This window comes from Paractinoplanes brasiliensis (assembly GCF_004362215.1).
GTDB classification, from domain to species: Bacteria; Actinomycetota; Actinomycetes; order Mycobacteriales; family Micromonosporaceae; genus Actinoplanes; species Actinoplanes brasiliensis.
Window position 1 is genome coordinate 1,481,465 of sequence record NZ_SNWR01000002.1, and the last position, 22,523, is coordinate 1,503,987.

Consider the following 22,523-nt stretch of genomic DNA (forward strand, 5'->3'; position numbering starts at 1 on the left):
CGGATCTCATCGTCACCCCGGCCGGGAGACCCGGCAACTTGGAGAGTCAGTCCGGGTCGTCCTTGACCCGGGCCACCAGCTGCGTCGGGTTCACGAAGCGCAGCGCGATGACGAGCAGCACGAGCATCGAGGACGTGTAGAGCACAGCCATCGCGTCCACCGACTGCTGCGCCCGGATCCCCGCCGCCGACATCGAGTAGTAAAGGGCCACCACCAGCGTCTGGGAGTCCGGCCCCGCGGTCAGGAACGTCAGCTCGAACATCCCCACGGTCCGCACCAGCACCAGGATCGAAGCGGCCAGAATCCCCGGCACCAGCAACGGCGCCAGGATGCGGGTGAAGATCTGCCAGGTGCGAGCGCCGCACATGCGGGCGGCCCGTTCCACGGACTGGTCGATCTGCTCGATGAACGGCGTCATGGTGAGGATGACGAACGGGATCGACGGCACCAGGTTGGCGAGCACCACCCCGGCCAGGTGCCCGGCGAAGCCGTACTTGTAGAGCACGGTTGCCAGCGGAATCCCGTACGTGATGGGCGGCATCAGGATCGGGAGCAGGAACAGCAGATAGACCACGCGGCGGCCGGGGAACGAGCGGCGGGCCAGCACGTACGAGGCGGGCACCCCGACCAGCACCGAGATCGCCACCACCAGCAGCGCCACCTCGAGCGTCACCACCAGCACCTGGAACAGGCCGAACTCTTCCCACGCGCCGGCGTACCAGTGGGTCGTCCACCCCTGCGGCAGCCACGTGTCGAACCAGCGTTGCCCGACCGAGTTCACGACCACGGCGCCGATCAGGCCGGCCAGGTTGATCAGGAAGAAGGCGACCGCGCCCCAGACGAGCCAGGCCCCCACTGTCAGGCGCTTCACCCCTTGCCTCCCGTCGAGCCGGTGTAGAACAGCGATCGCAGGCCCAGCACGACCGCCACCACGATGAGCTCGACCACGCCCATGATCACGGCGATGGCGCTGCCCAGCGGATAGTCGTAGGCCTCGTACGCGGCGTGGTAGGCGGCGATCGACACCACGCGGGTCGAGCCGGCCGGGTCGCCGACCAGCACCGCGGACGGGAACACGCTGAACGCCAGCACGAAGGTCAGGCAGAACGTCGTGGCCAGTCCGGGTGCGAGCAGCGGCAGCGTGATCCGGCTGAACCGCTGCCACCGGCCCGCGCCCAGGGTGGCCGCCGCGCGTTCCAGGGTCGGGTCGATGCCGGACAGGTACGACAGGATCAGCAGGAACGCGAACGGGAACCCGGTGATGACCAGCGAGAAGAACACGCCCCAGTAGTTGTTGGTCAGGCGTACGGGCTCGTCGATCACCCCGAGGCCGAGCAGCGCGCGGTTGAACCAGCCGGTCGGCCCGAGGTAGTTGAGCAGCCCCTCGGCGGTCAGCACGGTCCCGAGCGTGATCGGCACGACGAGGATCGTGGTGAGCAGCCGCTTGCCCCGGAACCGGCCGCGCATCCGGTACGCGATCGGCACCGACGCCGCCACGTTGAGGATCGCCGCCGGCAGCGACAGCCCGAGCGTGGTGGCGATGGTGTCGCGCTGGTAGGCGTCGGTGAAGAACGCCCGGTACGCCCCCAGCACTCCCCCGCTCGCCGGTTGGAAGGACAGGCCGATCCCGTACGCGAAGGGGTAGATGAACAACGCGAGGACACAGGCCAGACCGGGTACGAGCAGCAGCAGTTGCCGATCGAGGCCACGCTCGGCCAGCCGGTGCCGCAGGGCCGTGCCGCCGCTCATGACGCGAACACCAGCACTCGCGACGGAGCGGCGGTGACCGTGATCCGCTCCCCCGGCGCCGGGCGTTCGAGGGATCTCAAGTGCAGGGCAACCCCTTCGGTCGTACGGGCCTCCACCGCGAACTCCCGCCCCTGGTACTCGACGACCTCGACCGTCACCGGCACCCCGTGTGCGGCGGCGCGCAGGTCCTCGGGCCGGACGGCCGCCACCACGTCGTCCCCGGGTGCGACAGCGTCCGCCGCGGTGCCGTCGAGCGTCAGGCCCCCGCCCTCCAGGGTGACCGTCGAACCGTGCGCCGCTTTCACCTTCATCGGAAGCAGGTTGCGGTAGCCCATGAAGTCGGCGACGTGCCGGTTGGCGGGCCGGTTGTGCAGTTCCTGCGGGGTGCCGATCTGCTCGACCCGGCCGTCGCGCAGCACCACCAGACGGTCGGCCAGCGACAGCGCCTCCTCCTGGTCGTGCGTCACATAGACGGTGGTCAGGCCGAGTGACTGATGCAACCTCCGGATCTCCGTACGCATCTCCAGGCGCAGCTTGGCGTCCAGGTTCGACAACGGCTCGTCCATCAGCACCAGCGACGGTTCGAGCACGATCGCGCGGGCGATGGCGACCCGCTGCTGCTGCCCGCCGGAGAGCTGACCGGGCAGCTTGGCGGCGTGCTCCTCGAGGCGTACGAGCTTGATCGCCTCGTCGGTGCGGCGACGGACCTCGTCGCGGGGCAGGCGGCGCATCTGCAGGCCGAACGAGACGTTCCGGCGTACGGAAAGATGGGGGAACAACGCGTAATTCTGGAAGACCATGCCGAAACCGCGGCGCTCGGGTGGCACAGTGTCGAGGCGGGTCCTGTCCTGCCAGATGCTGCCCTCGGACAGCGGCAGCAGCCCGGCGAGGCAGTTCAGGGCGGTCGACTTGCCGCAGCCGGACGGCCCCAGCAGGGCGATGAACTCGCCCCGCCGGATCGTCAGGTTCAGCCCGGTCAACGCGTCCCGGTCGCCGAAGCGCCGGCGCACCCCGTCCAGGCGCAGCTCGGAGAACCCGGTCACTTCTTCACCTTCGCGCCGCCGATCTCGCGGTCCCACCGGTCGAACGCGGCCACCAGCGCCTTCGCGTCCAGCGGCACCTCGATCGGGTTGCCGGCGATCAGCTGGTCGTACTCGGGCCGCCCGAACTCGGCGAGCGCCTTCTGACTCTCCTCGGGCGCCATGCTCAGGGTGACGTCCTTGACCGCGGGCCCGGGATAGAAGTAGCCCTGGTCGTACGCCTTGGCCTGCTGCTGCGGCGTGAGCATGTCCTGCAGCAGGTTGAGGATCGCAGCCTGCTTGTTCGTGGGCACCCCGCGCGGGATCACGGCGTAGTGCGCGTCGGTCACCCAGTGGAAGCCCTCGAGGGTCTGCACCTTGGCCTCCTTGGGCACCGTCCCCAGCACGCGCGGGTTGATGTCCCAGCCGGTGGTGCTGGCGATGATCTTCGCCGAGCCGTTGGCCAGGTTCTTCATGGTCTCCGACGTGCTCGACGGGTAGAGCGTGACGTACTTGTTGAGCTCGGCCAGGTAGGCCCACGTCTTCGACCAGCCGTTCACCGGGTCCTTGGGGTCGGAGTCGCCGAGCAGATAGGGCAGACCCATCAGGAACGTACGGCCGGGGCCGGAGTTGGACGGGCGGGCATACTGCACGGCGCCCGGGTTGGCTTTCGCGTACGCGAGGAGCTCCTCCGCCGACTTGGGCGGGCTCGGCACGTTGGCGGGCAGGTATTCCAGCAGCGGCCCGGACGGGTAATAGGTGACCGTGACACCGAAGTCGCCGGCGAGCTTCTGCATGGCCTCGGCGCCCGGCAGGTACGTGCTCATGCCCGGCAGGCGTGACGAGGACGCCGGCAGCAGCGGCGTCCACAGGTCCTGGTCGATGCCCGCGGCCAGCCCGTCGACGCCGGTGAGCACGAGGTCGATGTCGACCCGGCCCGCGTTCTGCTGGGCCTTGACCTTGCCGACCAGTTCGGGCGCGGTTGCCTTGGAGTAGGTGACCTTGTCGATCTGGTCGCCGGCGCGGGACACGAAGTCGTCGATCATGCCCTGGGTGAGCTGGAGGTTCCCGGCCACGTCGAGGATGTTGAGGGTGACGGCCTCGCCGGGCTTGTCGGGAACGGGTCCGTCGGTGGCGCCGCCGCTGTTCGGGGCGTCGGGAGCGCCGCACGCCCCGAGCAGGAGGACGGCCGCGGCGAGGGCGATTCGGATTCTTGGCATGGTCATGACCCTTCTGCGGGGCCGGTGGAGCCCCGGACGATCAGTTGGGTGGGAAGTTCGAGCCTTTCCTTGCGGTCCTGCCTCTCGTTCAGCAGCAGATCGACCGCAGCTCGCCCGGCCGCGCCCTGGGGCAGCGCGACGGTGGTCAGGGCGGGGTGCACCATGGCGCCGAGCGGGATGTCGTCGAAGCCGAGCACGCTGAGGTCGGCCGGCACCCGTACGCCCCGGGCCGCGCAGCGGTGCAGCAGACCCAGCGCGACCAGGTCGTTGTAGGCGATCACCGCGGTCACGCCGGCCACGATGACCTGGTCGGCAGCCGCCACCCCGCCCTCGAACTGGGGAATGACGCTGCCCATCTCGACCAGTTCGACACCGGAGGTCTTGCTGACCGCGCGCAGCGAGCGCACCCGTTCGCGATTGGCCCACGAGGTGCGCGGCCCGCCCACGTACGCGATCCGCCGGTGCCCCAGCGCGACCAGGTGGCTGACGGCCTGGCGCATGCCGTCGAGGAACGCCGCCGTGACCGACGGGGTGCCGGGGACACGGCGGTAGACGAGTGCGATCGGGATCTCGCCGGCCAGCGCGCGCAACTCGGCCTCGGGCATCCGGGGCGAGCAGAGCACCACGCCGTCGACCTGTTTGGCCAGCTTGCGCACGAGACCGGCCTCGGCCGCCGGGTCCTCGTCGGTGTCGGCCAGGAACACGGCGTGGTCGGCCTCGTGAGCGCGTCCCTGCACGCCCTTGACGATGCCGGGGAAGAACGGATTGGACAGATCGGGGACGAGCAGGCCGAGATTGCCCGTACGCCCGGTGATCAAGCCGCGGGCGGCCCGGTTGGGGTGGTAGCCGAGCGCGGCCGCCGTTGCCCGCACCCGCTCACGGGTGTCGAGCCGGACCAGCTCGGGGGTGGACAGCGCCCGGGTCACGGTGGCGACCGAGACACCGGCCGCTCGCGCAACATCTTTGATGGTCGCTGCCACGCGGCCAGTCTTGGCGCGGCCCGTTTTGGCGGTCAAGACATCGAGCACGATCGTTGCGTATGATGCTGAAAACGTTTACATCTGTGCTCATCGACGACGCCGAACGGCAACAACGGGACCGGCTCCGGCCCCGACGGCACCTACTGGTAACCGGTCCTGGGCCGGGGCTGCCCTCGCGTTCCACCGCGCGAGAACAGCCCGGCCCGTCAGCGGGCGTAGGCGGCGAACCGGGCCAGCAAGCCGTGCGGCGCGTCGTCGGCGAAGCAGAGCGCCAGGTTGTTCGCCGCGTCCCGGGCCGCCTCGGCGCTGCGCGGGAAGAGCTCGTCCTCGTACGCGGAAAGCGCCGCCCCGGCATCACCCGGGTGGGCGGCGATGGCCTCACCCAGGCGCGCGCCGTCGAGCATGGCGAGGTTGGCACCCTCCCCTGCGAACGGGGACATGAGATGGGCCGCGTCGCCCAGCAGGGTCACACCGGGACGCCGGGGCCAGCGATGCTCGATCGGCAGGACATGGATGGCGCGCGGGATGAGCGGGCCGTCCGCCTCGGTGATCAGGGCCCGGAACTCGGGCGCCCAGTCGCGGAACTCGTCGGCCAGCACAGCCTTGGCCCCGGCGGTGTCGGTGAAGTCGACGCCGGCGATCCAATCGGACGGTTTGGTCAGAGCCGCGTAGACGTGCAGGCTGTTGTCGGTCTCGCGGTGAGCCAGGAAGCCGCGGCCGGGTCCGAGCGCGAACAGCATGCCCGCTCCCACCGTACGGGCCGGTCCGGGGTGGCGTACGTCGGCGTCACGCAGGTCGAGCTCGACGAACGACATCCCGGCATAGGCGGGCCGGGCGTCCGACAGCAAGGGCCGGATCCGCGACCAGGCCCCGTCGGCCCCGACCAGCAGGCCGGGAGAAACGGTCGATCCGTCGGCCAGCACCAGATCAAGATCTTCCCGTACGCCGGTGACCCTGCTCCCCCACCGCACGACGCCCTCAGGAAGCGAGTCGAGCAGCATCCGCCGCAGGTCGCCGCGGTCCACCTCGGGGCGGCCGCCCTGCCCGTCGTCGGCCTCGTCGGTGTGCACCGTGCCGGTCCGGTCGAGGATGCGCATCGCCTCGCCGCCGGGGTGGATGATGCGCCGGAACTCCTCGGTCAGCCCGGCCGAACGGATCGCCACCTGACCGTTGTAGTCGTGGATGTCGAGCATGCCGCCCTGCGTACGGGCGTCGGGTGAGGCGTCCGCCTCGTAGACGGTGGCCGGGATGCCGTGCAGGTGCAGGACCCTAGCGAGGGTGAGCCCTCCGAGTCCGGCGCCGACGATCGTGACGGGAGTGGTCATGATTTCCTCCAATTGTGTTCGTGACGAACGTGTTCGGCAAGGGCGAGCGACAACGAGCGTTGACTCTGGGGCTGGGCCGGCGGGAGTGGTCCGAGACGGCAGACGCAGCAGCGACGGCCGCCCTGCCGTCGGGCGGATAGTCGATTTGGCGACGGCTGCCCTGCCGGCGGGCGGGTAGTCGATTTGGCGACGGCTGCCCTGCCGGCGGGCGGGTAGTCGGGTGCGACACCGTGTGGCGACCAGTGACGGCGGCGTGGCAGTGATGACGGCGTGGCAGTGATGACGGCGTGACAGTGACGGCGGCGTGACAGTGACGGCGGCGTGACAGTGACGGCGGCGTGACAGTGACGGCGGCGTGAAACAGTGACGGCGGCGTGGCGGTGACGGCGTGCAGGTGGCAGTGACGTGACGGCGGCGACGGTGACTACGTGGCGGGCGGCGGCGCGGTCAGGGGGTCGGTACGGTACGGATGCCGGCGACCAGCACGTCGATCATCCAGGACAGGCGTTGCGGGCCGGTGCCGGAGAAGAGCGCCGCGCCGGCCTCGGCCACGTGGGGATGGTCTGCCGCTGTGGCCTCTCTCAGGGCGGTGACCAGGGCGTACTGCTCGGACTCGGCCGTGACCTGCTCGTCGCGGGCGCCCTGTTCGGCGGCGGTCGCGGTGACGTGTTGCAGCAGCAGGTCGACGCCCCAGGCGGCCTGCTCGACCGAGGCGCCGCCCGCCCGCAGCAACCCCAGCAGCGTGTCGACCAACCGTACGTAGTGGGGCCCGGACGGCCGCAGCGTCAGCACCGACCGCGCCAGGCTCGGCTGGCCGATCAGCAGTTCGGTGTAGGTGCACAGGATCTGGCGCAGCTCCTCCTGCCACCGCGCGCCGCCACCGGACGGCAGGTCGAGGCCGGCCAGCAACTCGTCGAGGATGGCGCCGTGCAGCTCGGCCATGTTGGCCACGTAGACGTACAGCGAGGCCGGGCCGGTGTCGAGCTCGGCCGCCAGCCGCCGCATCGTGACGCGTGCCAGCCCCTCCTCCCTCATGATCCGCATGGCCACCGCGACAGCGCCCTCCCGGCTCAGCGGGGGTTTGGCGGGCCGGTCGCGGCGGCTCACGGGAACACGACGAGGACTCATAACGCGATCGTAACGAACACGTTCGTCATCGGCAAGCCCGGCGATCAGCTCCAGCCGCTGATGGCCGCCACCTCGGCCGGGGTCAGCTTCAGCCCGGCGGCCGCGATGTTCTCCTCCAGGTGACCGGCCGAACCCGTACCGGGAATGGGCAGGATCTGCGGCGACCGGGCCAGCAACCACGCCAGCACCACCTGGTGGGGGGTCACGCCGTACTTCGTGGCCGCTTCCTGCACGGCCGCGTTGCCGTCGAGGTTCTGGATCGGCGCCCACGGCAGGAACACCATCTGCTCCTGCTCGCACAGGTCGACCAGCGACTCCGACTTGCGGTCGTCAACGTTGTAGCGGTTCTGGATCGACACGATCGGCGTGAGCCGCTGGGCCGCCCGCAGCTGCGACTCGTCGAAGTTCGACACCCCGATGTGCCGGATCTTGCCCTCGTTCTTCAACTCGACGATCGCGCCGATCGAATCCTCGAGCGGGACCTCGGGGTCGATCCGGTGGAACTGGTACAGCGGGATCTGCTCGAGGCGGAGCCGCCGCAGGCTGCCCTCCAGCGCCGACCGCAGATGCTCGGGCCGGCCGTTCGGCACCCAGTGCCCCGGCCCCGGACGGGTCAGCCCGCCCTTGGTCGCGACGACCAGATCCTCGGCGTACGGGTGGAGCGCCTCGGCGATCAGCGTCTCGCTCACGTCGGGCCCGTACGAGTCGGCCGTGTCGATGAAGTTGACACCCAGCTCGACCGCCCGGCGAAGCACCGCCTTGGCCTCGTCCCGGCTCTTCGGGTCGCCCCAGATGCCGTCCCCGGTGATCCGCATGGCGCCGTACCCGAGGCGATTGACCGTGAGGTCGCCGCCGACGTCGATGGTTCCCGCCTTGCTCGCGTCCGGTGTGCTCACCACTGAACTCCCTCCGACGAACGTCTCCTGAGCGACGCTACGCCGATCGGCACCCCGGCGAAGGTGTGCATGTCACACAACTTCCCCTTGCGGGCCACGCCGTTACGCCGTCCTCAGTCCCGCGCTCGCCAGATCGTCCAGCACACCGGTGACCGCCGGATGCTCCGGAACCAGGGTTTCCAGCGCCACGGCAAGCGAATCCCACGGCGCGAGGTGACGGTAGTGCTCAAAGCTGCGCAGCAGGGAGAAAAGCTCGACCCGGGCGGCGTTGTCGCGGCGCATCTGGTGGATGATCACCGGCGGCAGCAGGTCGTAGATCTGTTCGCGGAACGCCGGCTCGCTCATTCTCGGGACAGTGAGCAATCTGTCCACCAGCACACGGTACAGATCGGCGGGCGGCCGTGGCGCCGATGACCCGGCCGGTGTGGACGCGTTCGGTGCGGGCTCGGGTACGTCGGTCAACCGCGCCTCCCTCAGGTGCCGTTTCAGTGCCGCGTAGGAACGGTGGCCGGTCGAGTCCGGTTTGATGATCGTGAAGTGGTCGCCGGGCAACACTCCCACTTCGGGAAAGACACTCTTCGCCGAGACGGGAGTGACGACACCGTCGCTGTCCCCCGCGTACGCGGTGATCCTGATCGGACAAGTGGACTCCGACACTGTGGTGGCGTGGATGACCTGGTTGAGCACGATCCGGTGCGCCTCGGTGATGTCCCGGTTGAGCGGTCTCAGGTCACGCTCCTGAGGATGCCACCGCAGCAGACCGCGGCGCAGCAGCAGAAGCAGCTCGGAGCCGGAGTTGGGGCAGGCGAACAGCACGATGCGGCGGATCCGGGCCAGTTCGGGACCGCGACCGTCGGCGAGCGTGCGTGCGAGCATCCGCTGCACCACCAGACCGCCTTGGCTGTGCGCGACCAGCACGAGCCCGGTGTCATCGGCGCGCTCATGGGTCAAGTAGGTACGTAAGCTGTCGGCGATGTCATTGATGTCGGGTATCCGCCGCAGCGGACTCAGCGACAGCGGGGGGCTCGGGTAGGAGAACGTGGAGGGCGCCACGAAGCTCAGATCGGCGTCCCGCTCGATCAGGCTCAGGAACGGTGACCAGGTGTCGGCCGACGACAGGATCCCGTGGATGAAGACGACTCCCAGGTCCCCGCTCATGACGTCAACCTACCGTAGGCGGTCCAACGCCATCCGCTCCGAAGTGGCCACCCCTCACTTACCGCTTCCAGGATCGTTACCGCGTGCGACATGATGAGCGACGGAACCGCAGCGACGTGAGGAGACGGCCTCAGTGATCCGATCGATCGACGACATCGAGTCAGACGTGGCAGACCTTACGGAGGTGACCCTCGCCGATCTGCCCACTTACGACGAGCAGATCCTGGCCCCGACCATACATCGGCTGCTGCGGCGCATCGACGATCCCGAGAGCATCACCAGCGGCTACAATCCTCAACGCATTGATTAACATGATTGGGTCGGAGTTCCTGCATGGGCAATGACGGCGCCTCGGACGGGCCGCCCCGCCACCATCGGCTGGACAAGCAGCATGTGACAGCACTCTTCTCCGGCGGCGGGGACGCCGATTCCGTCACCCAGCTTCTGACCGTCGAGCGCAGCTGGCGGATGCTCCAACTGCGTGCCCTGCTCGACCTCGTCCGGCCCGAACACGACGTCGGTCCACTTGCCTCCGTCGGGACCGCATGGGCACTGCTCGTCGAGGCAGAGCGACGCGATCCGCCGAAGGTCGCCGGCCTCTTGCTGCATCCGCAGGTGGGCATCTGGGCGGGGTATGTTCTGCGACGCCTGCGTGGAACAGCCGACTCCCCGGCGCCGCTCTGGGTGGACCTCGGCTATCTGCACACCCTCGCCGCCGCGGCAGCGCTGAGCACCGGCGCCGACTTCCGGATCACCGTGCCGGTGCGGGACGGTTTCACAGTGCTGCCGACCCTCGGCGCCGCGCACGTGCCGGGCACTCGGCAGTGGGACCGCACCGACGTGCACGGCGCCGGCGGATCCGGTGTGGTCGAGACACCGGACGGCGCGGTGGTGGTCGGCGGAAGCAGGTGGAATGCGATGCCGGGCGTTCGCGTCGAAGCGGCCGGGCAGACCCTCGCGGTCCGGCTGGACTGCCTGGACCCGTACCGCAATCTCCGGGCGCCGACACCGCCCCACCTGCTGAGCGAACCGGAGCTGCGTCACTGGCGCGAGCTGCTGACCCAGGCATGGCGCCTGCTGGTCGAGACGAGCCCTCCGCTCGCCGCGCCGATGGCACAGGGACTCTTCTCCGTGGTGCCCCAGCCGCCGGCGGAGCGCTTCCGGACTATGAGCGCCTCCGCGGGGGACGCCTTCGGCAGCATGATCATGTCCGAGCCGCGGGACGCGGTCGAGCTCGCGGTCACGATGGTCCACGAGTTCCAGCACATCAAGCTGGGTGCCCTGCTGCACCTGGCGCCTCTGCACACCGGCGAGCCGGTGCAGAGGCTGTACGCGCCGTGGCGTGACGATCCCAGGCCGCTGGGTGGGCTGCTGCAGGGCGTTTACGCGTTCGCCGGAATCACCGAGTTCTGGCGAGCCCTCCGCGAGCGGTCCTCGGGCAGCACCGCTGCGCTGGCCCACTTCGAGTTCGCCCGCTGGCGCCGGCAGGTCCACGCCACCCTGGCGATGCTGGCCGAGCTGCCGCAGCTCACCGAGGTGGGCAAGAATCTCGTGCACGGCCTCATGGCCACGGCGGACGGCTGGCGGAGTGACGACGTGCCGGCGCGAGTGCGGGTGGCCGCCGACGCCGCCGTCAGCGATCACCGGGCCCGGTGGCGGCTTCACCATCTGCGGCCGTCGGCGGAGGTCGTGGACGCGCTCGCGGCATCCTGGACGGCCGGCGTCGACCGCCCCGAGCAGGCCGGGCCGGCGCCAGTAGTCGCGGCCGATCCCGGCGCCCGCGGGCTCGACGCCAGGGCCGTTCTGATGCTCTGGCGCCTGACCGATCCTGCCGGCTTCGACCAGCTCCGGCGCGACCCGTCGACGATCGGCGCCCACGTCACCGGCGCGGGCCCCAGCGATCTCGCCTACGTGGCGGGTGAACTGGACCACGCCCGCGACGGGTATCTCGCCGCACTGTCCGTGGACCCGGACAGCCCGAGCGCCTGGGCCGGGCTCGGACTTGTCCTGTCCGCGGCCGGGCCGGGCCGGGCCGCGGACGCGCTGATGCGCCGGCCCGAACTGGTCCGGGCTGTGCATCAGGCCGTCCGCAGCTCGACCGGTGAGATCAGCGACCCGGTGAAGCTCGCCGGCTGGATAGGGCCGGGATGACGCTCACAGCGGCAGCGGATCCATGTCGCAGTTGGCCCGCAGGGTGAGATCCACCGCCACGGCCGTGGCCGGATGGTCGTCGCCGAGAAGCCGCCGGAAGTTCTCCACCGCGCTCGAGTGCACCTCGGCGGATTCCTCCAGTCGCCCCAGCTTGAGCAGGTCCATCGCCCGGTTTCCCTGACCGGCAAGGGTGGTCGGGTGGTTCGGCCCCAGGACGCGCGCCAGACGCTCGATCGCGTCGGTGTCCCGCTCGACAGCCAGGGCGTACTCCCCTTGGGCATAGAGGTCGCTCGCCAGATTGAGCGCCGCCGACAGCGTGAGCGGATGGTCATCGCCCAGTTGCTCACGCAGCTCGGCGAAACCCTCCTCGTCCATCTGCCGGGCCTCGTCCACTCTGCCCCGCAGCCGCTGGGTGACCGCCCAGTTGAGCTTGGCGGCGATGACGTGCGGGTGCCTGTCGCTGCCGAGCAGCCGCCGGTAACGTTCGTAGACCCGCTCGCCCAGCTCGGCTGCGCTGTCGAGGTCCCCGGTCTCCCGCAGGTCGCTCGAGAGGTTGAGGGAGGCCGCGATGGTGTCCGGGTGGTCCTCGCCGTACCGGGTGAGGAAGCCCTCCTGGACCTCCTCGGAGATCCGGCGGGCGGCTCGATGGTCGCCGGCCTTCCGGAGGGCCACAGCCAGGGTCCGCATCGCTCGCAGGGTCTGCGGGTGACCCGGGGTCAGCTGATGACTCAATTGATCGGCCACTGCCTGCGCCTCGGATCGAGCACTGACGTAATCGCCGAGCTCACACCGGTCGGTGATCAGGTTGCGCGTGCTCTCCAGCGTGATCGGATGCTCGGTGCCGTACAGCTGAATTCGCAGCCGCTGGTTCTCCTCGTCGATCTCGGACGCCCTCAGCAGCTCGCCGGTCAGCCGCAGGCTCACCGCGAGGTTGTGGGCCGCGGTGATGGTCTCGACGTCGTCCGGGCCGAGTGCCCGCACGTGCCGTTGATAGACCTCCTCGGCCAGTTCCAGCGCTCCCTTGAAGTCGCCGGCCACCCGGCGGTCGGCAGCGACGGCGCCCAGCGCACGCAGCAGATCCTCATTGTCCTCTTCGACGGTCTCGCGGTAGGCGTTCAGCACCGTCTGGTTGAGCCGGGCCGCATCGTCGAACCGGCCGAGAACGAACAACAGCCACCCCACCCAGTGACCCATCCGCAAGGTCGACTGATGAGTGGCCCCCAACTGCTCCCGGCGAGCCTCGTACGCCCGCGTGGCGAGCTCGAACGCGGCGTGGTGATCGCCCCACCAGTAGAGATACCGGGACAGGTTGTCGACGAGCTGCTGCACCCACGGCTCGGTGGACCGGAACGCCTGAGCCGTCATGGCGTGCGGGTAGAGATCGGCGTAGGCACGCCAGCTGTCCGGCGAGTTCGGATCGTTGGGGTCGCCGTCGGCCAGCAGGAGGTGCGCGCTTCGGCGCATGGACCCTTGTTCGGCGTCGTCGAGCCGGTCCATCAGCACGGCCTGAACAAGGCGGTGCATCTGGATCGAGTTGGTCCGATAGTCGATCTTTGCCAGGGCGTAACGGTTGATCTCACGAATGGCCCGGTTGAGCCGCATCGGATCACGCCGCACCTCGTCCAGCTCGGGGTTCACGTCGCTGGCCCGGCCGCGGCTGAACAGGGTCCGGGGAATGGGCTCCGGCGCGAAGAAGGAGCAGACCTGCAGCAACCGGAGCGCGCCCGGGCTCGAATCGGCCAAGCGGTCCAGCGAGACGTTCCAGGCAGCCGCAACCGGAAGCTGGTAGTCCAACGGCACCGATACCTCGAGAAGCTCGGTCCTCTTCTGCTCGAAAAGGCGCAGGTACTCGTCGGCGGGCATTCCGGTCTCGGCGCGCCACGCAGCGGCCTGGTCCAACGCCAGCGGGAGGTCGCCGAGCGCCTCGGCCAGCCGGATCGCGTCATCGTCGTTGAGCTCCGGGCCGCGCCGCCGGAGCAGATCGACGCTCTCGCGACGCGCGAAGACGTCCACCTCCAGTTGCTGAGCGATGCTCGACCACTGCGGATTACGAGAAGTGACCATGATGTGCCCGGGCCCGCCGTTGGGAAAGTACCGCTGCACCGCCTCCGGGCTTTCCGCGTTGTCAAAGATCAGAAGCCAATTGGCGTACGGCTGCCCCAGTCGCAGGGCCTCGCGCACGGCCGGCACCGCGGCATTGGCCTCCGGGCCCACCGGCAGCTGCAGTCGCTGGGCCAGTTCGGCCAGGGCATTGCCGATCTGAGCCGGCCGCTCGGACGGGATCCACCAGACGACGTCGTACTCGTGCTGGTGGCGGTACACATATTCCACCGCGAGCTGCGACTTGCCCACGCCACCCATGCCTTGCAGCGCGTGCGGCAGCACCGCGGTCGTACCGACCCGCATCTGCTCGTGCAGGTTCGCCAGCAGAGCCTCCCGGCCGGTGAAGTTGGGATTGCGGGGCGGGACGTTTCCCCAGATGGCCGGCGCTTTGGCCGGTGTCCTCGGTGACGTGGTCACGTCCGCCACCCTGCTCGACGACACGCCTGCTCCTTCGGATCTGCGATCGGTGGTGCCCGGTGCTGCCGATTCCATTGTGGCAAAGGACGTGCCCGTCGTTGCGCTCACCGACGACAGTTCCGGTTCTACGCCCAACGCTTCGTGCAAATGGCGGGCCCGGGCGAGGTAACGCCCGGAAAGAGCGCGAAGCACAGCCCGTTCGACCCGGATGAACGGCGCGGTTTCCGGGGTCACCGGCGACATCGGAGACGCGTCGGGATCGTCGAGCATGCGGCTCAGCCCTCGTACCGCCGGAACGTTCGGTCCCAACTGCTCGTCGACGACCCGCAGCACCCGCGCAGCGTCCGCCCGGCGGCCGGCCGCAAGCAGTTCCTCCCGGACTCCCCGGTGGAACTCATAGGCGATCCCGGCGCCCTCGGGGACCGCGCCGGCGGCCGACACCGGATAGAGCAGCTCGCTGTTGAGGATCTCGGACAGATGCGAGGTCTGCGCCTCCGGAATCAGGGCGCGCTGAACCGATCGCATCAACGCCAGGTTGAGCGGTGCCGCCGCGAGCTGCGTGGCCAGAGTGACGGCTGTCGGCGTTGCCCACGCGGTGAACTCGCGGACCCGCGTCCGGGCACTGACGTCCTGCGCCGTCGCCGGCACGGTCACGTCCTGCGGCACGGAGTCGTTCGCCAGCAGGGCGGGCAGCCGGGACCCGCCACCGGTGAGCAGAGTGGCCCAGGCCGCCAGCCACCGGGAATCGAGCTCGAGAACCGGAACCGGCACCGGGTCGTCGCCCACGGGTTCGTCGAACACCTCGGGCACCGGGCTGAGCATCTCCCACGCGAAGTCGGCGTTGGCGGACGCCGGCGCGGGGGTGGGCAGCCACATCCGCAGTCGTCGTGGGCGGATCCCCGTCCGATACCACTGAAGTTGGGGAAGGAGGTCAAGAATGGCGATCGGTGACCGGCGGCCCCAGGCGCTCAGCAACGGCAGCATCGTACCGGCATGCCAGGCGGGGCCCGTGCCGTCGGTGAGGATCAGGACTATCCGGCCGGGACCGACGATCGATCGGTCAGGACCGGTGTCGTCCATCGTGGAGGCGTCCAACGGCAGCACGGTGACATCGCCGAAATCAGCGTGGCCACGCAGGACCTCGACCACACCGTCGACGATGTCGCTCCAGACCGCCATGGAGGGCGCGGCGTCGAGCAGCACCGTCACTTCCCACCGGCTTGCTCCGCCGGGGGACGACTCGGACAGCGGGCGAAGCGCCTGTGAGATGGCTCCCCAGGTGTCCTCGGCATCGCCCCGGGTCACCAGCTTTCCCCGATCCCTCGGTCAGCGGGAGTGCCCAGCGCGTCGGGCCTGCGCTCGGGGTCGTCCCACAGAATCGTCAGATGGTGACCGATGTGGCCGTCCCTCTGGTCGGGCTCCAGTCGTAACGCCTCGTGCCGCAACTCTTTCGCCCGAAGCGGCAACCGGCCGACGCCACCATCGGTCACCATGCTGGTGACGGCTTCCCGGAACTCCGCGCCGGTGCAGTCGTTCCGATGCCAGATGATCACCGGCAGCCCCGCACGGAGGGCTGCCTCGATCTCCTGCTGGCCGGTTTCGCCCCGTTGGGCCGGTGGCTCGCTCAACACGAGCGAGACGATACGATCGTCGGCCTTCAGTTCGGACTCGAGCCGCGTGAAGTAATCGCTCCCGCCGGGATGGCTCCAGTAGACCTTGCTGTGCGCGGGCGCCTTCAGCAGTTGCCGCCAACGCTGGTGCCAGGCTCGATGCCAGCGCTGAGTGCGAAGCCGTTCCAGACTGCGGACCACCACCGGATAATCCATCGACAGCGCGATCGGCCGTGCGGAATCGGACTCCTTGCGCCAGCGGTCCACTCCGATGTTGAGCAGTTCCCAAGGCAGCACGAACTCGACGAAAACCGTGCCCGTCCGGTCCGACCAGTCGATCTCCATCTGCTCGATCAGCTGCTCCACCTCACGCTCCAGGTCGCGGAGGTGAACCAGAATCGTCTCCCCTCGTCGTGAATACCAGGAATCGGCGCCGTACCACTGACGGAAGTGCGACAGGGAGTACTTCTCCTCGTCACCGACCGGATCCAGGTGCGGCTCGACCAGCACGACCAGGTAGGCAGCCGACGCTGACGGTTGTTCTCCGCCGCGAGCGAGATAGGCCCGCCGTTCCTCCAGTTGCCGGGTCAGGCCCTGCCCGCCGGCGAGCCGGCTGTTGCGCAGCCGGATCCACCGTGCCGCCTTCGGATCCACCTGATCCTCCAGCAGCACCAGGAAGTTCGTGCTCGGCTGGAGGCCGTCCGGTCCGGCGTTCTGCCCGGCGAGATGGACGAACGCCTGCCAGGCGTCGGCGCACCACGAAGGCGGCCCCGGCGACCGATGCTCAGTAGCGCGTTGATAGAGGACCGTGAGGTTGGTCGGCGTCAGATTTTCCAGAAAGGGCCGCAGCGTCGTCCAGTCGTCCTCGCTCAGGACGTCGGCTGCCTCCCACTCGTCACGCAGGCGCCGCAGCTGGTTGATCTCGTCGGTGTCCGGCTCCAGGTACTCGACGGTCTCGACCAGGACCTGCACTCCATCGGTGAGCCGGCTGCAGGCACGGACCAACTCGGCCGTCTGCAGCCGGATCTCGGAGTGCTCACGCAAGGAGAATTGACCCAGACGGTCCTGGAGCTGCTCGATGAGGAGTTGCCGGCTGGACTGCGTCCGTACGAGGCGGGTGCGTTCGAGCACCCCGACGAGCACCGGTCGGATCCGGTGCCGGGCCTGGTCACCGCTGGTCTGCTCAGTCTTCATCTACTCACAGGTCGGTGTATGGCGGATCGGTGTATGGCGGACGGATACCGGGGTCTCCGGTCGCATCAGGCTACCCTCTGCCCGTCCCGGACCGGCAGCTGGCGAACCTTAGATCCGAAACGTGTCGGCACGCGCGAAGACCGCGTCCTGGCACGCCTCCATGGCGTGAACCATCCTGTCAAAAAAAGACGCACCCCGCGCAACGTTCACGGGGAGAAACCCTGCGGCACGCCCGTGCTCCGCGCCTCGTAACGCGGCGATCACCTGTCCGGTTCGCGGTAATGTCCGGCGGGTCGACACCCGGACGGAGGGGAACAGGATGACGGCGGCGCCGACGCGGGAGGACGTGCTCGGGTATTTCGAGACGTTGTCGAACTGGGGGCGGTGGGGTGACGACGACCAGCGCGGCACCCTCAACCTCATCACCGACGACGTACGGCTGGCGGCGGCGCGCGCTGTACGGCACGGCCGCAGCGTGTCCTGCGCGTGGGAACTGTCCGAGATGGAGCGGGCGACAACCTCGTGCCCGTACGCGGTGGACATGCCGGGCGCCGAGCACATGCCGCCCGCGTTTCAGGCCGACCGGCGCTGGGGGTTCTCGAACGAGCGGGTCGGCCTGATGTTCCACGGCAACACCATCACCCATCTGGACTCGCCGTGCCACCTGTTCTGGGACGGCCGGATGTACAACGGACGGCCGCACGAGCTGGTCGGCGCGACGACGGGCTCGGCGTGGGCGGCGGTCACGGCGGCGGCGGACGGCATCGTCACGCGCGGGGTCCTGCTCGACGTGGCCGCTGTCCGTGAGGTGCCGTGGCTGGAACCAGGGCAGGGCGTCTTCCCCGGCGACCTCGAGGCAGCCGAGCGGCGGCAGGGCGTACGGGTGCGCTCCGGCGACGCGGTGCTGCTGCGCACCGGCTACGGGCGCCGCCGGCACGAGGCCGGTGACGCGGGCGGCATCACGCAGGCCGGTTGGCACGCGTCCTGCCTGCCGTGGCTGCGGGACCGCGGGGTCGCGCTGATCGGGGCCGACACCCCGCAGGAGGTGCAGCCGTCCGGCTACGAAGGCGTGCTGATGCCGGTGCACGCCGTGGGACTGGTCGCGATGGGCCTGTGGCTGGTCGACAACTGCGACCTGGAGGCGTGCGCGGCGACGGCGATCGAGCTGAACCAGTGGGACTTCCAGCTCGCGGTCGCCCCCGTCCGCCTGGCCGGCACGTCGGGCAGCCCGGTCAACCCGATCGCCACGTTCTGAGCTACGCCAAGCCGAGCGATCCCCGGATGAGCACGGCGAACTGTCTCTGGTCTACGACCGGGCGCGCTGACCCGGTCACCGCCCGGGGGTGATCACCTCGACCTGGGCGGCCTCGAGGGCCTCCTGGAGGTCGGGCGGGGGCATCGTGTCGGTCACCAGGTAGTCGGCCGCCGCCAGTTCGGAGACCTGGGCGAACAGCCGGCGGCCGAACTTGGAGGAGTCGGCCAGGATCGCCACCCGCTCGGCGCGGGAGATCATCTCTTGCATCATGGCCGCCTCGGCCAGGTTGCTGGTGGTGAAGCCGGCGTCGCCCGAGATCGCGCCCACGCCGATCAGCGCCAGGTCGCAGCTGATGTCGAGGTCGGCCCCGCCGTTGGCGCGGAAACTGACCGGCCCGATGGTCGCCAGGGTGAGCGCGCGGACGGCGCCGCCGAAGACGTAGATGTCGCGGATCGCGCTCGACGGCAGCGCGGCCGGCACCAGCAGGTTGTTGGTGGCCACGGTGAGCTCGCGATGCCGGCCGAGGTTGCGGGCCAGCGCGAGCGTGGTCGTGCCGCCGTTGATCATGATGGTCGAGCCGTCCTCGACCAGGGCCGCGGCCAGCTGCGCGATCTGGTCCTTCTCCTGCTCCTGAATGCTCAGCCGCTGGTCGACCGCGCGGTCGGTGCGCTGCAGGGTGGACCGGCTGACCGCTCCCCCGTACGTGCGCACGAGAACGCCGTCGGCGCTGAGCTGGTCGAGGTCGCGCCGCACGGTGTCGATCGAGACGCCGAACCGCTCGGCCAGCGCGCTGACCGTGACCTGCCCGGCCTCCGCCACGTACGCCGCCAGCTGCGCCTTGCGCCCGGCCGGCAGATGGCGTTGCCGCTCATCCTTATCGACGCTCACCGCTCCCCCTCGGTTTTGTGCGGCAGTATGCCACAACCCGACGTTCCCGATCCGCACCGCCGCGAGAAGCAGCGCAGAGCCGCAGAGTCGCGCAATCAGGCTGCACATCCTGCACCAGCAGGCCTTCACCCGGCAATCGCCCGATCGGACCCGGAGGCAACCTTGCCGCATCCTGCAGGACTACGCAAGATTCTGCTGTTCTTGCCCTTGTTAACTCCCGTAACACGTTGCTAACGTGACGCTCACCTCGCAGAGAACAGAAGGAACTCTCTATAGAAGGAGCTCGACATGGCCATTCGGAAGGCGTCTCGGACGCGGCTGATAGGGGCCCTCACGGCCGCCACAGTCGCGCTCGCGCTGGGTGCCTGCGGTGGTGGTGACTCGGACGACGTCGCGTCGGACGGGACTGTGACCCTCGAATTCGCCCAGTGGTGGGCGCCGGAACTCCCCGACGGGTCGTTCGACAAGATCATCAACGAGTTCCAGACCGCGAACCCGAACATCAAGGTCAAGCTGCTCAGCGGCCCGTACGCGTCGACCAAGCAGCAGCTGGTCACCGGCGCGGCGTCCAAGACGCTGCCCGATGTGGTCGGTCTGGACGGCGCCTGGGTCAACGACTTCGCCAAGCAGGGCGCGATCGCCGACCTGACCAAGCTGATGGACGAGGCCGGTTACGACTCGAGCCAGCTGGCCAGCCAGATCCAGCTCGAGGGCAAGACGTACATGATCCCGGTGGTCAACTTCGTCTACCCGCTCTTCGTCAACCAGGACCTGCTCACCAAGGCCGGCGTCGACAAGGTGCCCAGCACGCGCACCGAGTTCGCCGACGCGGCCAAGAAGATCACGGCGACCGGCGGGAACGTGAAAGGGTGGGCGCTCCCGCTGGACACCGCCGTCCCCAACGGCATCCAGAACGACGTGATGTCGTGGCTGTGGGCCTCCGGCGGCAGCATGCTGGCCGACGGCAAGCCCGCGCTGACCACGCCGCAGGTCAAGAGCGTGGTCGAGTACGTCAAGAGCCTCAACGACGCCGGCGTGATCGCCGAGGGCTCGCTGACCATGAAGGAGCAGGACAAGGTCGAGAAGTTCACCACCGGCCAGGTCGGCATGATGATCGACTCGCTCGCGCACATCAACCTGGTCAAGGAGAACGCGCCGAACCTGAAGTTCGCCATCGCGCCGGTTCCGGCCGAGGACGGCTTCACCGGCAAGCGCGGCATCCCGTACGCGTCCTGGGGCATCGGGGTCGCGGACTCCTCGAAGCACAAGGCCGAGGCGTTCAAGCTCGTGCAGTTCCTGATGGACGCCAAGGCCAACGCCGAGCTGGCCACGCTGGCGAACGGCTTCCCCGGCAACAAGACGGCCAAGCCCGATTTCAGCAAGAGCGACCCGCTGTTCGAGGAAGCATTCAAGATCTACCAGGAGGGCTTCCCGGCCAACGAGTTCGTCGGCCTGCCCAAGTCCGAGGATCTGATGCGCAGCTTCGACGAGCAGCTCCAGCTGGTGCTGACCGGCAAGAGCAGCGTCGACGACGCCCTCGCCAAGTCCCAGGACGCCTGGTCCTCGGTGATCGAATAGCCGGCTCGGGCGCCGCGCCCCGCCCGGGCGCGGCGCCCGCACCAAGGAGACAGCAATGACTTCCCTGACCGTGGAAAAGCCGCCGCCGGCCGAGCCCGAGGCGCCCACGCGCACCACGAAGAACCTGGCTCGGCGGCTCGTCCCGTTCGGTTACCTGTCCCCGACCGTGGTGCTGATCGTGGTCCTGATGGTGGTCCCCATCATCATGGTGATCAGCTACTCGTTCCGCGACAACGTGATCGTCCAGGAGAACTCGGTGTTCGCCGGGTTCGCCAACTACACCGAGGTGCTGACCGACCCGGACTTCACGGCGGCGCTGAAGAACACGTTCATCTTCATCACCGTCAGCATGGTGGCCCACCTGCTGCTAGGCCTGGCGTTCGCGATGATGCTCAACTCGGGCCTGCTGAGCGGCGTCACCAAGGCGATCTTCCGGGTCGTCTACGTGCTGCCCTGGCTGTTCACGATCGCGGTCATCGCCGTCATCTGGCGGCTGCTGCTCGATCCCGCCGGCGTCGTCAACTACGTGCTGCAGACCCTGGGCATCGTGCAGGACGGGGTGAACTGGCTCGGCGACCCGGGTTCGGCGCTGTGGGTCGTGACGTTCGTGAACATCTGGTCCGGCTACCCGTTCTTCATGATCAGCCTGCTGGCCGGCCTGCAGGGCATCCCCGGCGAGCTGTACGAGGCGGCGTCGGTCGACGGGGCGAACCCGTGGCAGAAGTTCTGGAACGTGACGATCCCGCAGCTGCGCCCGGTGATCATCAGCATGGCCGTGCTCGACCTGATCTGGACGTCCCAGCAGTTCGCGCTGATCTGGATGATGACCGGCGGGGGGCCCCTGAACTCGACCGAGATGCTCAGCACCTTCACCTACAAGCTGGCCTTCAGCGAGTACGAGTTCGCGACCGCCTCGGCCAGCGCCGTGATCGTCCTGCTGCTGACGATGATCCTCGCCTTCTTCTACGTCCGTCAGCAAAGGGAGCGGTGATGACAGCCACCAGTGCCAAGGGCCGCCGCACCCTGGCCAAGACCGGCCTGATCATCGGGCTGACGCTCGGCGGCCTGTTCGCCGGCCTGCCGGTGTTGTGGATGCTCTCCACCTCGTTCAAGGCCAACGGCGAGGTCTTCCAGAACCCGCCCAGGCTGACCACCGAGAACTTCTCGTTCGACGCGTACACCGAGATCCTGGGCAACGGCGCCCAGCTGCGGTTCTTCCTCAACAGCTACATCGTGGCGATCGCGGTGACCCTGCTGACCCTGCTCGTCGCGGTCCTGGCCTCGTACGCGTTCAGCCGGTTCACGTTCCCGTTCGCCAAGACGATCAACGCGGTGATCGTCAGCGTCCAGGCCGTGCCGCCGATCACGCTGGTCATTCCGTACTTCGGGCTCGTCGTCGCGCTCGGGCTCTACAACACGTACCCGGGGCTGATCCTCACCCACATGGTGTTCACGCTGCCGTACGCGATCATCATGATGACCGCCTACTTCAACACGCTCCCCAAGGAGCTCGACGAGTCGGTCAAGGTCGACGGCGGCAACAGCTGGACAGCGCTCTGGCGGATCCTCGTGCCGATCTCGGTGCCGGGCCTGATCGCGGTCGGCGTCTACACCTTCATGATCTCGTGGAACGAGTATCTGTTCGCGCTCGCGCTCACCCGCACCGACGACATGCGCACCGTCCCGATCGGCATCCAGCTGCTGATGGGTCAGCACTCGTACGAGTGGAACCAGATGATGGCCATGAGCATCCTCGGGTCCATCCCGGTCCTCGTCCTCTTCCTCATTTTCCAGCGGCGGTTCATCGGGGGACTCACCTCCGGCGCCGTCAAGGCCTGACACACCCCCCAGC

Annotated in this window: 18 protein-coding genes; 6 read left to right on the forward strand and 12 right to left on the reverse strand. The window is 68.9% G+C overall.

Features of this window, described 5'->3' with window-relative positions; genetic code table 11:
* Positions 1 to 46 precede the first annotated feature (46 nt).
* The 9 genes from C8E87_RS38805 to C8E87_RS38845 all read right to left on the reverse strand — a co-directional run bounded on the left by C8E87_RS38805 (position 47) and on the right by C8E87_RS38845 (position 9,475).
* A complete protein-coding gene (locus C8E87_RS38805) occupies positions 47 to 871 on the reverse strand; it encodes an ABC transporter permease (RefSeq protein WP_166661422.1) in 825 nt (274 codons plus the stop codon).
* Complete coding sequence (locus C8E87_RS38810; RefSeq protein WP_133878341.1) at positions 868 to 1,749, reverse strand: ABC transporter permease; 882 nt, start codon at positions 1,747 to 1,749, stop codon at positions 868 to 870. The genes C8E87_RS38805 and C8E87_RS38810 overlap by 4 nt, the downstream gene beginning before the upstream one ends.
* Positions 1,746 to 2,792, reverse strand: a complete 1,047-nt coding sequence (locus C8E87_RS38815; RefSeq protein WP_133878342.1) for an ABC transporter ATP-binding protein — start codon at positions 2,790 to 2,792, stop codon at positions 1,746 to 1,748. Before C8E87_RS38815 ends, C8E87_RS38810 begins: the two co-directional genes overlap by 4 nt.
* Positions 2,789 to 3,988: an extracellular solute-binding protein gene (locus C8E87_RS38820; protein WP_133878343.1), complete on the reverse strand. Its 1,200-nt coding sequence runs from the start codon at positions 3,986 to 3,988 to the stop codon at positions 2,789 to 2,791. Before C8E87_RS38820 ends, C8E87_RS38815 begins: the two co-directional genes overlap by 4 nt.
* A 2-nt stretch (positions 3,989 to 3,990) precedes the next feature.
* Positions 3,991 to 4,968: a LacI family DNA-binding transcriptional regulator gene (locus C8E87_RS38825; protein WP_133878344.1), complete on the reverse strand. Its 978-nt coding sequence runs from the start codon at positions 4,966 to 4,968 to the stop codon at positions 3,991 to 3,993.
* A gap of 206 nt (positions 4,969 to 5,174) precedes the next feature.
* Positions 5,175 to 6,293, reverse strand: a complete 1,119-nt coding sequence (locus C8E87_RS38830; protein ID WP_133878345.1) for an FAD-dependent oxidoreductase — start codon at positions 6,291 to 6,293, stop codon at positions 5,175 to 5,177.
* A gap of 447 nt (positions 6,294 to 6,740) precedes the next feature.
* Positions 6,741 to 7,421: a TetR/AcrR family transcriptional regulator gene (locus C8E87_RS38835; protein WP_133878346.1), complete on the reverse strand. Its 681-nt coding sequence runs from the start codon at positions 7,419 to 7,421 to the stop codon at positions 6,741 to 6,743.
* A 44-nt stretch (positions 7,422 to 7,465) separates the two neighbouring features.
* On the reverse strand, positions 7,466 to 8,320 hold the full coding sequence (locus C8E87_RS38840; RefSeq protein ID WP_133878347.1) for an aldo/keto reductase: 855 nt from the start codon (positions 8,318 to 8,320) through the stop codon (positions 7,466 to 7,468).
* A 99-nt stretch (positions 8,321 to 8,419) separates the two neighbouring features.
* A complete protein-coding gene (locus C8E87_RS38845; RefSeq protein WP_133878348.1) occupies positions 8,420 to 9,475 on the reverse strand; it encodes an esterase/lipase family protein in 1,056 nt (351 codons plus the stop codon).
* 133 nt (positions 9,476 to 9,608) lie between these two features.
* Here C8E87_RS38845 and C8E87_RS44050 point away from each other — a divergent pair, with 133 nt between their 5' ends.
* On the forward strand, positions 9,609 to 9,785 hold the full coding sequence (locus tag C8E87_RS44050; protein ID WP_166661423.1) for an FxSxx-COOH-like cyclophane-containing RiPP peptide: 177 nt from the start codon (positions 9,609 to 9,611) through the stop codon (positions 9,783 to 9,785).
* A 23-nt stretch (positions 9,786 to 9,808) separates the two neighbouring features.
* Positions 9,809 to 11,626 carry an aKG-HExxH-type peptide beta-hydroxylase gene (locus tag C8E87_RS38850; protein WP_133878349.1) on the forward strand — a complete coding sequence of 606 codons (1,818 nt, stop codon included), beginning with the start codon at positions 9,809 to 9,811 and terminating at the stop codon, positions 11,624 to 11,626.
* Between the two features lie 3 nt (positions 11,627 to 11,629).
* Here the strand turns inward: C8E87_RS38850 and fxsT are convergent, their stop codons facing one another.
* Together fxsT and C8E87_RS38860 are read right to left on the reverse strand one after the other, a co-directional pair.
* The gene (gene fxsT / locus C8E87_RS38855) at positions 11,630 to 15,451 is read right to left on the reverse strand and encodes an FxSxx-COOH system tetratricopeptide repeat protein (protein WP_133878350.1); all 3,822 of its coding nucleotides are present in this window, start codon (positions 15,449 to 15,451) and stop codon (positions 11,630 to 11,632) included.
* The gene (locus tag C8E87_RS38860; RefSeq protein ID WP_133878351.1) at positions 15,448 to 16,950 is read right to left on the reverse strand and encodes a VMAP-C domain-containing protein; all 1,503 of its coding nucleotides are present in this window, start codon (positions 16,948 to 16,950) and stop codon (positions 15,448 to 15,450) included. Before C8E87_RS38860 ends, fxsT begins: the two co-directional genes overlap by 4 nt.
* 319 nt (positions 16,951 to 17,269) lie before the next feature.
* Here C8E87_RS38860 and C8E87_RS38865 point away from each other — a divergent pair, with 319 nt between their 5' ends.
* Positions 17,270 to 18,205, forward strand: a complete 936-nt coding sequence (locus C8E87_RS38865) for a cyclase family protein (protein WP_133878352.1) — start codon at positions 17,270 to 17,272, stop codon at positions 18,203 to 18,205.
* A gap of 75 nt (positions 18,206 to 18,280) precedes the next feature.
* Here C8E87_RS38865 and C8E87_RS38870 read toward each other — a convergent pair whose 3' ends face one another.
* Positions 18,281 to 19,093 carry a DeoR/GlpR family DNA-binding transcription regulator gene (locus tag C8E87_RS38870; RefSeq protein WP_239080074.1) on the reverse strand — a complete coding sequence of 271 codons (813 nt, stop codon included), beginning with the start codon at positions 19,091 to 19,093 and terminating at the stop codon, positions 18,281 to 18,283.
* A gap of 288 nt (positions 19,094 to 19,381) precedes the next feature.
* Between C8E87_RS38870 and C8E87_RS38875 the strand changes: the two genes are divergently transcribed.
* The 3 genes from C8E87_RS38875 to C8E87_RS38885 are packed head-to-tail and all read left to right on the forward strand — an operon-like array spanning position 19,382 to position 22,510.
* The gene (locus C8E87_RS38875) at positions 19,382 to 20,671 is read left to right on the forward strand and encodes an ABC transporter substrate-binding protein (protein ID WP_133878354.1); all 1,290 of its coding nucleotides are present in this window, start codon (positions 19,382 to 19,384) and stop codon (positions 20,669 to 20,671) included.
* 55 nt (positions 20,672 to 20,726) lie between these two features.
* Positions 20,727 to 21,662 (forward strand): carbohydrate ABC transporter permease, encoded by a 936-nt coding sequence (locus C8E87_RS38880; RefSeq protein WP_133878355.1) that lies wholly within the window; start codon positions 20,727 to 20,729, stop codon positions 21,660 to 21,662.
* A complete protein-coding gene (locus C8E87_RS38885) occupies positions 21,662 to 22,510 on the forward strand; it encodes a carbohydrate ABC transporter permease (protein ID WP_133878356.1) in 849 nt (282 codons plus the stop codon). The genes C8E87_RS38880 and C8E87_RS38885 overlap by 1 nt, the downstream gene beginning before the upstream one ends.
* Positions 22,511 to 22,523: the final 13 nt, after the last annotated feature.

Excerpts from the sequence above, each read along its gene's own strand:
- C8E87_RS38810 (WP_133878341.1), bottom strand. The coding sequence starts at position 1,749 with ATGAGCGGCGGCACGGCCCTGCGGCACCGGCTGGCCGAGCGTGGCCTC.
- C8E87_RS38820 (WP_133878343.1), bottom strand. The coding sequence starts at position 3,988 with ATGCCAAGAATCCGAATCGCCCTCGCCGCGGCCGTCCTCCTGCTCGGG.
- C8E87_RS38830 (WP_133878345.1), bottom strand. The coding sequence starts at position 6,293 with ATGACCACTCCCGTCACGATCGTCGGCGCCGGACTCGGAGGGCTCACC.
- C8E87_RS38835 (WP_133878346.1), bottom strand. The coding sequence starts at position 7,421 with ATGAGTCCTCGTCGTGTTCCCGTGAGCCGCCGCGACCGGCCCGCCAAA.
- C8E87_RS38845 (WP_133878348.1), bottom strand. The coding sequence starts at position 9,475 with ATGAGCGGGGACCTGGGAGTCGTCTTCATCCACGGGATCCTGTCGTCG.
- C8E87_RS38850 (WP_133878349.1), top strand. The coding sequence starts at position 9,809 with ATGGGCAATGACGGCGCCTCGGACGGGCCGCCCCGCCACCATCGGCTG.
- C8E87_RS38860 (WP_133878351.1), bottom strand. The coding sequence starts at position 16,950 with ATGAAGACTGAGCAGACCAGCGGTGACCAGGCCCGGCACCGGATCCGA.
- C8E87_RS38865 (WP_133878352.1), top strand. The coding sequence starts at position 17,270 with ATGACGGCGGCGCCGACGCGGGAGGACGTGCTCGGGTATTTCGAGACG.
- C8E87_RS38875 (WP_133878354.1), top strand. The coding sequence starts at position 19,382 with ATGGCCATTCGGAAGGCGTCTCGGACGCGGCTGATAGGGGCCCTCACG.
- C8E87_RS38880 (WP_133878355.1), top strand. The coding sequence starts at position 20,727 with ATGACTTCCCTGACCGTGGAAAAGCCGCCGCCGGCCGAGCCCGAGGCG.
- C8E87_RS38885 (WP_133878356.1), top strand. The coding sequence starts at position 21,662 with ATGACAGCCACCAGTGCCAAGGGCCGCCGCACCCTGGCCAAGACCGGC.